The sequence below is a fragment of the Microbispora sp. H11081 genome (assembly GCF_012999535.1).
Classification (GTDB): domain Bacteria; phylum Actinomycetota; class Actinomycetes; order Streptosporangiales; family Streptosporangiaceae; genus Microbispora.
This window is the reverse complement of sequence record NZ_JABBWV010000001.1, coordinates 1,084,342-1,096,607: the sequence shown is the minus strand read 5'-3', so window position 1 is coordinate 1,096,607 and position 12,266 is coordinate 1,084,342. Positions and strand designations below refer to the sequence as shown.

Annotated in this window: 5 protein-coding genes; 3 read left to right on the top strand and 2 right to left on the bottom strand. The window is 67.6% G+C overall.

The window, feature by feature from the left end:
• Window positions 1-7: 7 nt before the first annotated feature.
• Entirely contained in the window at window positions 8-1,027 is a 1,020-nt protein-coding gene (locus tag HHX31_RS04765; protein WP_169945295.1) for a serine/threonine-protein kinase, read from the bottom strand.
• A 564-nt stretch (window positions 1,028-1,591) separates the two neighbouring features.
• Between HHX31_RS04765 and HHX31_RS04760 the strand changes: the two genes are divergently transcribed.
• From HHX31_RS04760 to HHX31_RS35905, 3 genes are all read left to right on the top strand, one after another.
• The gene (locus HHX31_RS04760) at window positions 1,592-7,822 is read left to right on the top strand and encodes a hypothetical protein (protein ID WP_169945293.1); all 6,231 of its coding nucleotides are present in this window, start codon (window positions 1,592-1,594) and stop codon (window positions 7,820-7,822) included.
• Window positions 7,819-9,867: an MBL fold metallo-hydrolase gene (locus HHX31_RS04755; RefSeq protein WP_169945291.1), complete on the top strand. Its 2,049-nt coding sequence runs from the start codon at window positions 7,819-7,821 to the stop codon at window positions 9,865-9,867. Before HHX31_RS04760 ends, HHX31_RS04755 begins: the two co-directional genes overlap by 4 nt.
• 281 nt (window positions 9,868-10,148) lie before the next feature.
• On the top strand, window positions 10,149-10,355 hold the full coding sequence (locus tag HHX31_RS35905) for an IS3 family transposase (protein WP_396709943.1): 207 nt from the start codon (window positions 10,149-10,151) through the stop codon (window positions 10,353-10,355).
• Between the two features lie 45 nt (window positions 10,356-10,400).
• On the opposite strand, the gene HHX31_RS04750 is transcribed toward HHX31_RS35905, so the two are convergent.
• Window positions 10,401-12,254, bottom strand: a complete 1,854-nt coding sequence (locus HHX31_RS04750) for an N-6 DNA methylase (RefSeq protein WP_169945289.1) — start codon at window positions 12,252-12,254, stop codon at window positions 10,401-10,403.
• Window positions 12,255-12,266 lie beyond the last annotated feature (12 nt).

Below are 12,266 nucleotides of genomic sequence, written 5' to 3'. Positions count from 1 at the left end.
TCTCCCTTTAGAAACGGGCGCCGGCAGCGTACGCGCCGCGGAGACGGTCGGCGAGCTTCGCGACCACGGAGCCGGGGACGACGACCTCGGACAGGTTACGGGGGCGAGGCCGGACGGACGGGGCAGGGGCCTTGGGATCGGTCTCCCGCTCGACGTAGGTGACTTCGGCGAGTCTGCGCACGGCCACCGGCAGCGTGCCTGCTTCTGCCGTCGCCAGGTCCTTCAGCCGCTCGTACGCCTCGGACACCGTGGGGCGGTCTTCAGGGTTGTGGGCGATCATCGCGGCGATGAGCGGCTCGAACTCCGCGGGAAGGCCGCTGAGGTCAGGCTGCACCTCGGCGCTGATGATGTTCATGAACAGCGCCGCGACCGTCTTGCCGTCGTACGGATAGTGCTTGGCCAGCGCAAACATCAGCGTCGCACCGAGAGAGTAGACGTCAGTGGCGGCGGTGACCTTCTTGGGGGTGTTGGCCTGCTCGGGCGACATGCAGGCGGGCGTGCCGAGCGTCGAGGTGGTCGTGGTCAGGTCGGTCGGGCCCTCGACGAGGGCGACCAGGCCCAGGTCGATGACCTTCGCTCCATCCTTGCCGAGCAGAATGTTGCCGGGCTTGAGGTCACGGTGAAGCAGGCCGGCCTCGTGGATGTCCCCCAGGGCAGACGCCAGCAGGACACCGAGCGTCGCCGCATGCTCGCCGCTCAGCGGGCCGTAGGTCTCGACGAACTCCTTCAGGCTCAGGCCGCGCACATACTCCACGGCGAGCCAGGGCGGTTCCTCGTCCTCGCCGGAGGCGTCGAACAGAGCGGCGACGTGCGGCCCCTGAACGGTGCGTAACGCGTCGATCTCCCGGGCGAACCGGGCGCGCGCCTCGGCATGGCCGAGCAGATCCTCCCTGATGATCTTTACAGCCACCTGCTCGTAGTCGTCGGTAATCCCGTAGAAGACCCGGCCCATTCCGCCGGAACCGAGCCGTCCGCGTAGCGTGATCCCGCCGATCCGCTGAGGGTCGGAGCGGTCCAGGGGGTCCATGCTTACCTGCCTCCACGGCGACGTAGGGGGGAACGCACCGCCCTCAAGATATGCGGGTCGGGCTTCTGAGATGCTCGTTCCGGTCTCAAGGAGATCACGCCTGACAATTTCGCCTGCGCCACGCAACAGTAGCCGGTTGACATCGCGGGATCTACAGGATCTACACTGTGAACCCAAGCAACAGCTCGATAGTCAGCATTGCTGTCGCCATGCTGACGCTTGGAATCCCCTACCGCCGGATTCATGAGCTTCAACCGTGCCTGCCCCAAAGCATTCAATTTGTACCCTCACATGGCGTTTCCTGTGAACTGATTTCACTGTTGTCAGTCGGCTTCTCTTGGGATATGGTCCGTTCGTCATCGACAAGCCCGGCACGCTCACCCGTCACCAAGAAGGACCGGTCATCCCTGCGCGGCCCATGCCCCAGCCGCTCTTGCTCGGACTCGACGGTCCTGATCGGCATTTCTCCGCGTACGGACTGTTCGCGCCCCACCAACGAAGAAGGGGGACACTGTGCGGCAACTCTGCATCGCGAAGGGCCCGCATGACCGACATCCGGCGCCAGTGGGCGAAGTCAGCGCCTTGGCCGCGTTCGAACACGTCGGCCTGATCGTGGCGGAGGCGGCAGCCCGTGTGACCCCGGACGATCTGATGGTGGTCCGGCACTATCCGCCACCGGTCCGCAGAAGGGTCCTGAGCTATGTCAAGCTCGGCGACGTACGCTCGATACCCCGGTCGGCGGCCATCGGTCTCACCCGCATCCTCCACGGAACTGACGGGAAGCTGCAGACCTCCCTCTCCTGCGCCCTGAGCACCCCCTTCCTTCCCGGCTTCGATAACCACGACGAGTTATCCGCGGACGAGTGCGCTCGCCTGCTCCACTCCGGTCAGGCCGCCGACGTTCTCTCCAACGCCCCCATGCTCGCCGCGACACTGACCAGTGCCAAGGGTCTTACCGAGAGCATGGTTGACCTCGTGCTCGCACACGTCTACTGGCACGATCTGCCGCTGTCCACGGTGGCGCTCGGGCTCCTCATGGGCTCCACTGAGCGGATGGGTGCCTCCGCTGCGCACGCGGTCCGCTCCGCCTGGCGGGAGCTCCGCACCGGTTATCCCACGCTCCCGGAGGAGCCGATCACATTCTCCGAGCTCCGGGAGGCCGCCCTATCCCTGTCGTCCAGTGGATCGCTCCAAGCGTCTTATACCGAGGAGTCTCATGTTGGAGAGGAAGAGATGACCTCGGTCCCCCGGGAACCCGTTGATGACGATCAGCGGCCCTCCAGATCGACCCTGCGTACGGAACTCGACCTTCTGCGCCGGACGCTTAAGGATGCGGCAACCGCCGCCGAGCGGGTACGGCAGGCGTTCGCGGACGCAGGACGGCCTTTTGACGAGGATGTCGAGGCGATCCTGCGGGGCGTCCGAGAGTTCGACGGGCTCCGGGGCAGCCTCGAGGTTGTTCGCGGCTCCGCACTCTCTGGCACGACCGCCGAGGCGCTCCAGCACGAAATCGTCCAGCTCGAGTCCGAGGACTACCGGCGCAGCAGGATCCTCGCGCTGGCCCACGTCAACGGCCCATCGAATCTCGAAGACCTTCTCCAGGAGGTCCGCGAGGCCGCCACAGCAGAGAGCCCAGTCCTGGAGATCCTGGCGGAACTCATCAGCCTGGCTGACGACCCCGACGCCCTTGACAGGATCGACGAGCTGCAGGAACGATTCCGCCAGGAGGCACCCCCCGGATGGCGCAAGCTGGGCGCGGCCGCGGTTCGAGGTTCGCTGACAGTTCCCGGTGATGTCGGCGTGCCCCTGCCCGCTCCACTGCACGACGGGATGCCTGCAGAGAATGACGGCGGCGCGACTATCCCGTCGGATGACGCATCTTTTGACGGCTCCACAGGCGGGGGCTCGGTGGATGAGAATCCGGCAGGAGAGGACGATGGGGGTGTCGCTCCTGGGACGGACGAGCCGCAGGCGCCCTCCTCACCATCCGCCGCGGATGCTCCACCCGTTCCGGCGGACGTGAGCCGGCACGCCGACCTGGACGAGCTCGCCGACCTGGACGCCTTCATCGAGAGTGCGGCGCAGCCGGTGAAGGACAAGCCGACGCGTCCGCTGAAGGCGCGTGCGGCCGTGTCGCAGGAACGCGTCCCGCCGTCGGACACAGAAGTGCATGAGGCGGGCGCGGACGACAGGTCCGAGTTGGAACCGGCCCGGCCGACCGGCTCCCTAGCGACCAGCGGCGCCGCGGAGCTCACCGGTGGAGTGGGCCTCACCGGCTCCGCCGCCGAGGCAGAGGCGGCCGCGCTCCGTGCTGGGCGCTTCGGGTTGGCGGCGTGGCTGCGTGAGGCTGCGGATAGACCCTCCGCGGAGGTGAGCGCGCGGCGGTGCGCCGCTATATCCGCCGAGACGAGCGAGTTCGCCGGGCGGCTGTCGGCCGCCTTCACGGAGTCCGCTGTGAACGTGACCGTGAAGGCCCTTGGCGACGACGTGCCCGGTCAGTTGCTGGCCTGGGCAGCGGCGCTGCGCAGCGGCCTGGTTCACCCGACCCCGGAGGCGACTCGCCTGCTGGACGAGCTGTCGCCGGCGCTGGCGCCGTACCCTGGTCTGACGGCGTACGGTGAGGCGTTCGGCCGGATGGCGAAGGCCGGGGCCTATCTGGTGTCCGGACTGTCGGGGCGGATGCACGACGCCTCGCAGGCGGACGGAAGCCGGGAGCAAGCCTCTGCCGCCGCAGCCAGGTTCCTGGACGAGGGCCCATCCCAGAAGATCAAGTACGCTCTGGCCACGGATGTCTGGAAGACCCTGATCCAGGATGACTCGTCGGGTCCGGGGAGGCTACTGGCGAGCGCGGCCCGCGACGACGCGTCCCTGGCACGCGAGGTCGAACAGGAACTCGACAAGCTCCGGACCGGAGAGGCGATCGACCGGCTGATCGACGAGACGGCCAAGGCCCGCGCTTCCCGCAGAGGGGCCGACCGCATTCACTCCGGCGCCAGGGCCAAACTGATCGAGAAAATCGACAAGTCTCTCGACCTCGTGGCGAACTGGGTGGCCGCGGTACGCGAGGTGGAGTCGCTGCAGACGGACGCGTCCGGCGTCTCCTGGGTCGTCCGGCACCTGGACGAACTTCGCGCGACCGTGCAGGGCTACCGGACGCAGGTCGAGGAGGAGATCGCTGCCTTGGCGATGTCCTCCGACCCGCTCGTCGCCGCGGCGGCGAGCGGTGTCTCACTGCTGGTGCATGACACCCTGGGCCTGCTGGACGGCGAGCCGCTCTCCCAGCCGGAGCCCTTGATCACACACCTCCTCAACGGCGACCTACTCCTCTCCCCCACGATCGACTTCGACGCCGACACCGTCGCGCCGCGGGCCCGGCCTACGCTGGAAGACCTGCTCCCCCTCTGCACCACCGGCGACCGTGACTGGCGGACGGCCTTCGAGGGACGCGCCGGGAACGGCGACCACCGGGGAACACGCGCCCTCCTCTCGGTCCTGGCTCAGCAGGACCACAAACTCCACACCGAGCTCCGCCAGCGTAGGGACAAGCTGGTCAACGAGGCCCGGCACGAGCGTGACGATCGCATCGACGAGCTTCAGGACCGCATCGCGGAGTGGCGCCGGGCGGGAGTGCTCCCTGAGGTGACCGCCACCCGCTTCTCCGCTCTGCTCCAGGCTCTCGGTAACACCGAGCGGGACGACTTCGACCTGATCACGCGCGAGCTGGACGCGTTGGAGCGGGAGGTCGCCCGCGTCCGCGACGAACAGATCACCGCGGAGCTGGCCGCACTGGCCGCCCTGAGCGCCGAGAACGCCGATGTCGCCGACGTCCGAGAACGCATCAGGACCTACATCGAGGACGGTGACCTGACCACCGCCCGTGAGTTCATGGCGCAGGCGAAAAGCGGCAAGCGGCTGCCCGAGATATCGGACACGGTCGACCACCTGAAGCGGTTCTTCCCCCACTTTCCGCAGGCCTTCGAAACCATGTCCGCTCGGCTGCCGGCCAGGCAGAAGGGTCAGGAAGGGGCGGAGTGGTTGCAACGGCTCAAGGACGCGCTCCGTACCGGCCAGGAGATCGACGAGCCTGAGCTGGGTCTCCTCCTACACCGCACCGGGCTGTCGATCTCTGGCATTCCTCGCACCCGGCGCGCCGTGGCGGGAGAGGGCCTGCGTCTGTGGCACGCCCTGTCCCAGGGGCCGAAGGGGGCGGGCAACCTTAGGTCCGCCGTTACCGCGGTTCTGCAGGTTATCGGCCTGGAGGGCGAGCAGGGAGCCTCTCGTGAAGAACGAGACCGGCTCTGGATCACGTTGGACAAGGTGCGCACGATCGTCGATCCGCAGCTGCCGGCCTTCGGTTCCCGGATGAGCCCGTCAGGTGACCGGCTCCAGCTCCTGCTGGTATGGCGACCGCCGGGACCGCAGCAGGTCATCGAGTGGCTGAAGGAGCAGCCGGCGGACCAGACGGTCCTCGTCCTCTACTTCGGTGTGCTCACCATGGAGCAGCGCCGGCAACTGGCCGCCGTGAGCCGCAGGCGTCCGACACCGATCGCGGCGTTCCTCGACGACGCCGCGATCAGTTACCTCGCCTGTCTGCCCGACGCGGACTGGAGCACGACGGTGAATCTGCTGGCCCCGTTCACCGCCACCAATCCGTACGCCCCCACGGGAGACGTGCCAGAGGAGATGTTCTACGGGCGCTTGGACCAGTGGCAGGAGGTGATTAGCCGGGCCGGATCTTCCTTCGTGTACGGCGGGCGGCAGCTCGGCAAGTCCGCCCTCCTGCGCAAGGCCGAGCGGTACATCCGCAAGACCGACCCGAACCGGTTGGTCATCTCCGAGGTCATCCAGAACATCGGCAAGGTCGAATCCGTCGCCGCGTTATGGCGGACGCTCGCCGACCGGCTCACGCAGGCCGAGGTTCTGCCGCAGCGATCGGCACCCCCTGCCGACCCGGAGGAGATCTGCCGGGGGGTGAAGGAGTGGGTTGAGGCCGATCCCGCGCGGCAACTGCTGATCCTGCTGGACGAAGCCGACGAGTTCCTCAACGCGGACGCGAGGGACGCCTCCTTCAGCAATGTCATCGCGCTGCGCAACCTGATGAACGAGACGGACGGCCGCGTCAAGGTCGTCTTCGCCGGCCTGCACCAGACTGCCCGGTTCGAGAGCCTGTCCAACCAGCCTCTCGCCCATCTGGGAACGCCCATCGCGGTCGGTCCGCTCGATCCGCAGGACGCCTACAATCTGCTGACCAAGCCCCTGGAGGCGCTCGGTTTCAGGTTCTCCCCCCGCCTGGGGGCGCGTGTCATCGCGGAGGCGAACAACGCTCCGGCCCTCATTCAGCTGTTCGCCGACGCCCTGCTGACCCGGTTGCGCCGGATTTCAGCGACGCACATGGCGCTGCCGTACGAAATCACGCGGGAGGACGTGGACGCGGTCTGGCGAGACAGCAAACTGGCGCGTGGCTTCCGCGACCGCTTCGAGTGGACCCTGAACCTGGACAAGCGATACAAGGTCATCGCCTACACCGTCGCGTTCCACGCGCTCGACGAGAGCGGGGTCGGCGAGCTGACAGCGAGCCAACTGCGGGCGGACTGCCAGGAGTGGTGGCCGCACGGATTCAAGGACTCGACCAGCGACGGATTCCGTGGGCTGCTGGAAGAGTGTGTCAACCTCGGTGTCCTCGCCGCCGACGGCGAACGCTACCGGCTGCGCACTCCGCACATCCTCAACCTGCTCGGCGGCGCCGACGAGGTGGAGGCCGTGCTCGGGCAGGCCGAGACGTTCGAGCGGCCCGAGGAGTTCGACGCACAGTCCTACCGCGACGCCTACAAGGAGCACGGCGAGCGGTCCCCCCTGACCGGTAGTCAGGTGACAAGGGTGCTCGGTCATCGCAACGTGCTGCACCTGATCGCCGGTTCACCGGCCTTGCAGATTGACCGGGTGGCCGCCGCCCTGGAGGAGACCGCCTCTCGGCACAAGCAGGCCCGAACACTGCGGGTCGGAGCGGACGGTCTCACTCTGGAAGGGGCGTTGCAGCGCGCCGAGCAGAGCTCCGGCCACGACATCGTGATCGTCGACCTGACGGGGCAGCAGCCCAGGAAGGCGGCCACCATCGCGCGGAGGGCGGCCAAGGCGATCTCCGCCCCGACCAAGGGGACACGATCCATCGCCCTGGTCGCGCCGCCCGAGCACGCCTCGGAATGGCTCTCGGCGGGTCGCGGGGCCGAGCCGGAAGACGACAGCCTCGGCGGCCTGACCGGCGTCGCAGAGTTGATTGAACTCCAGCGCTTCAACCATGCCGCTGTCCGGCAGTGGATGCACGAGGTCGGACTCGGCTTCCAGGACAGGTCGAGCCAGGACGCACTGCTGCGCACCACCGGTGGCTGGCCGCTGCTGATCAGCAAGGTGGTCCAGACGCTCACCGTCGGCGACCCTGACCCCGAACACGCTCTGGAGCGCTGCCGGAGACACCTGGAGGAGGTCCCGGAGGAGTTCGTCCGGTCGACCGGTGTGCTCTCCGGCTCGGCGCTCAGCTCCGCATGGCAGACGCTGGTGGAGATCCTCGACACGGCGGAGAGCCCCGAGACGCTCTCCGACCTCCTTGCTTCGATCGGGAGCGACGGGGACGACCACCCTCTGTCGGAGGCCAATCTCCAGGAGGAGGGCTTTATCTCGACGGCGGACCTGGTGGAGGTGCTCCGGATTCTCGGTGCGCTGGTCCCTCAGGACGACGGGACGCTGAGGCCGGAGCCCGTTCTTCTGAAGGCCACCCAGCGAATGGGGCTGTCCCGATGACGGACCTTCTCCTGCCGATCCTCCACGCGGCGGCGGAGGTGATGCTTTCCCGGCCGGCTCTGGCCGGGAGAGAATACGACGCGGGATGTTTCGCCACCGAACATCGCGAGGTGATCATCGATGCACTCGTCCGGGTTCCGGCTCTGCGTGCGAGACTCCGGCGTGACCTGCTGATCGACCGCGACCAGCCGAATCTGCGGGCGGTCGCCACCCTGCTCCTGTCTCCTGACAGCGACATCGTCCGCGCTGGCCTGCGCCTCGCTGAGCAGTTGTCCAGGCAGGAGGACGCTCGCCGCACTCTACGCAAACGCCACCAGGAGAAGATTGATGATCTTCGTGGCAGACTTGAGGTGGCCAGAGGGAGGCACGAGCACGCCGACAAAGCCCTTCAAAATACCAAGGGCGCGCTCGCCGACGCGGAAAAGCGCGCGGAGGAGCTGGACACCCAGGTAGCGGCCTTGCAGCGGCGACTGCACGACCACCGAATCCTGGCGTCCACCCTGTTGGCGGTCCTCCAGCAGACTCCCGACACAGTCGACGGGGGACCGGAGACCCGGGACCCACGCAACCTCCGCGCCGAACCAAAGGCGCGGTCAGAGCCTCCGCTTGTTCTCGCGGCCCAGACAGCTGGTATCGCGCCGGAGGCTCTCGCAGCGGCGCTTCAGGCGATTGTTACGCCTCCACAGCCAGTGCCGGCGCCTCCTCGGGTGACCGTCAGCGGAGAACGTCACCTTCGCGTTCAACCGCTGGGGGGCGCTGACGAGATCGGCGGTTCCTGCGTACTTGTCGAGGCAGGTACGACCCGCCTGCTGATCGACGCCGGACTACGGCCCGGCGATCCGGCGCTTCCGCCGCGCGACATCGACCAGGCTCTTACAGGGCCGGTTCATGCCGTCGTGGTCACGCACGCCCACACCGACCACTGCGGTTACGTCCCCGCCCTGGTCGAACGCCTTCCAAATCTGCGGATCATGGCCACTCCGGAGACGACCGAGTTGATGCCCCGAATGTGGGCCGACTCGACCAAGCTCATGAGCGAGCGGGAGCGGCTCCACCGCCGATGGGGCGCGGACAGCGAAGTCCTGTACCGGCGCGATGCGGTCGAGGCGGCCGTACAACGATGTGAGGAAGTCCCTTTTGGCACCGTAGTCAGGATTGGCGACCTCACTGTGGAGCTGTTCCCGGCTGGCCACATTCTCGGTGCTGCGGGAGTCGTCGTGCAGGCCGGTGGCGAACGTGTTGTCATCACCGGTGATATCTCCGGCTTTCGTCAAGAGACCGTGGACGGTTACTCCGTCCCGGACTCGGCACGCGAGGCGGATCTCCTCGTCATGGAGTCCACCTGCTGCGCGGAGGACCACGACTCCCGGGAGACCCGCGTCAGGGACTTGGTCCGGGCCATTGAGGAGGTGTACACGACCGGCGGGCGTGTGCTCATCCCGGCCTTCGCACTGGGGCGGGCGCAGGAACTTGCCATGATCATGCGCAAGCACCTTCCGCACGTACCCGTGCTGCTCGACGGGATGGCAGCCGATGTAACGTCGTCGTTCGAGCGCATCACAGCCGACCGGCCGTCTCCTCTGTGCATCTTCGGCGACGGCGTGGCCCGCGCGCAGCGTCCCGGTGACCTGGACCTGTTCACTTCTGGCGTCGTGATTACGACGTCCGGCATGCTTACCGGGGGTCCCGCCGTCCAGTGGGCTGCCCGGATACTGCCAGAGCCCCGCAGCGCGCTGTTCCTCTCCGGTTACCAGGACGAGGAGTCTGCTGGCGCCAGACTGCTCAGACTCGTCGAGGAGCAGGCATCACACCTGTCCGTCAACGATCATGGTGCGGTGAAGGAAATCCCACTGCGCGCCCGCGTTGAGATGATGCGCTTGTCCGCCCACGCCGACAGACGAGGACTCCTCGACATCGCCAACGAGGTGGGAGCCCACGAGGTGATGCTTGTTCACGGCCTACGCCACCGCCAGCGGGAATTCGCCAAGGTTCTGGAGGTCCGGGGCCACAACCCCGTGACAACCGGGCGGTGGGGTGACGACTGAGGGCACCGACTAGCTAGGCGAGTTTCCCTGGCTTTCTTCGTGCGGGAGACCCGGTGAGCGTGGGCCCGTTCATCGAGGCGGAGAAGCAGGGCGGTCACAACGTCAAAGGGGCGTGTGAACTGCTGGAAGTCTCCCGCGCCGGCTTCTACGCCCGACGCAACCCACACCCGGCCCCGCGCTGTCCGCGACAAACAGTTGAGCGAACGCATCGGCGGCGTCCACCGTGAATCGCGTGGAACCTAGCGGCTCGGAGTCCGGTTGTCGGTCGGGCGTCTGGGTCAGTGCTGGGACAACCCGCTGGCCGAGTCGTTCTTCGCCACGCTCAAGGGCGAACTGCTGGACGAACACCGCTGGCCCCCCCCCCCCCCCGCGCCGCCGTCCGCAGCGCGATCTTCGAATTCATCGAAAGCTGGTACAACCTCCGCCGCCTCCACAGCAGCCTCGGCTACGTTAGCCCCGCCGCCTACGAAGAAACTGCCGCAGCCTGACTACCACACCAACGGTGTCCGTCAAAGCGGAACAAGCTCAGCGACCTATCCCAAAGGCGGGCTGAGCTCGCCTGTGCTGAAACCTCTGACGATGGCGGCGGCAGCGGCGCGGCCGGCAATTTCGAGGTTCCGGAGCTCTTCTTCGAACTCGAAGACCTTCCGGAATGCCTCGCCGTACCGTCGCTGCTCCTCGATGCACATGCGCGGAACCAGCACCCGGCGCGGGTCGAATCGGCTGATGCTGGACTGGGAACCGCCGCCCGACGCTCCTGATGCCGCCTTCAGGAAGCCCGCGAGGAAGTACGCGTCGACCCGTTGCAGGTCGGGACGCAGGAGGGTCAGCCGCGGGCCGAGCACGATCCCCTTCTCCGTGACGACTCTCACCGCGAGCTCGCCTGCCCTGGCGGACACGACGACGTCACCCGGTTCTGTGACGATGCGGTCGTCCGGCTGGGTGCGAGACTGCGGTGTGTTTCCCGAGAACAGGTCCTGGTCGGTGATGACGGGGTCGCCCGATCCGGATATGTCGAACCGTCCTGAACTGAACACTTTGATCGCCCCGGCCCGCTCAACCTCGGCGAGATCGACCGAGGGCATCGTCTTGGCCGGAGCGGGAACGGCTTCGGGGACCATCGTGGCCAACCGCTCCAGGCGTTGGAGCAACTGCTCGCGGACCGCCGGGAACTGCTGCGCCGACGCCTGATCTTCCATGATCACGTGCCGGCCGGGGGTGAGGTCGACGTTCTCGTCCATCAACTCGATGATGGGGACGGCACACACCGGCCCCGCGTGTTCCGCCCGTTGCCCGGGGGCGGAACGGAACTCCTGCCAGCGGTCGGCGATCTCGCCGAAGGTCTCCGGCTCGGCCTCGGCCATGAGAACGTGGGATGGCACCGGGTCGCCGTCGGCCGGCTTGCGGAGAACCCACAGGTGCAGGGGAAGGCCCGTTCCCACGCCCATCCTCGACGGCAGGCCGATGACCGCCTGCACTGTCCCCTGCCGGAGGAGATTGCTCCTGATCCGCCGGCCGGACCGGCGGTTGGCCGCCACGGCGGGCATCAGCATGACGGCGATGCCGCCAGGTCTCAGGTGTGCCAGGGCATGTTGCACCCAGGCGAGCTCCGATTCGGTCTTGGGCGGCAGCCCGTACACCCATCGGGGGTCACTGACCAGATCGTCGTATCCCCAGTTGCGCTCGTTGAACGGCGGGTGGCACAGCACGGCGTCCACGGTGAGATCGGGCCAGGAGTCACGGCGCAGGGAGTCGCCGGTCTCGACCGATCCATCGATGCCCACCAGGGCCAGCCGCGTCCGGGCGAGGCGTGCGACGGTGTCGTCCGTCTCCTGACCGTACGCGTGGTCCAGATGGCGGAGCGTGGTGAGCAGCGTCCCTAGACCGCACGCCGGGTCGAGGACGGATCGGACCTCTGGGCCGGCCAGTCTCGCCATGAACTCCGCGATCTCCGGCGGCGTCTCGAACAGGCGGCGGGAATGAACGTCGGCGTAGCGGTCGAGAAGGAACCGGGCCGCTTCGGCACTCCCCTGTTCCTCGGCGAGTTCCTGCAGCAGCCGCCAGGCGGGAGCGGCGACGAGACGGCGTTTCCCCTGGCCCAGCAGGAGTTCCGTGGCCTCGGCGACCACCGCTCCCAGGTGCAGGTCGTCGGCGGCGTTCCTGATCTGCTGCCAGGCGCGTTCCCTGAGCGGCACCTCCTCGACCTTGCCCTGGTGGAGAAGCCACTCCTCCACCGCCTTCAGCGAGAAGGTGGGGCTGGTCGCGGTGCCGCCGACCGGCGTAGGGAAGTCCTCGTATCGCCTCCGCCAGTTGCTCACAGCCGCGCGGCCGACGCCGACCATTCTGGCGATATCGGCCGCGGTGACGGTCGCTTCGTTCCCCGCCATCATCGGCCTCCT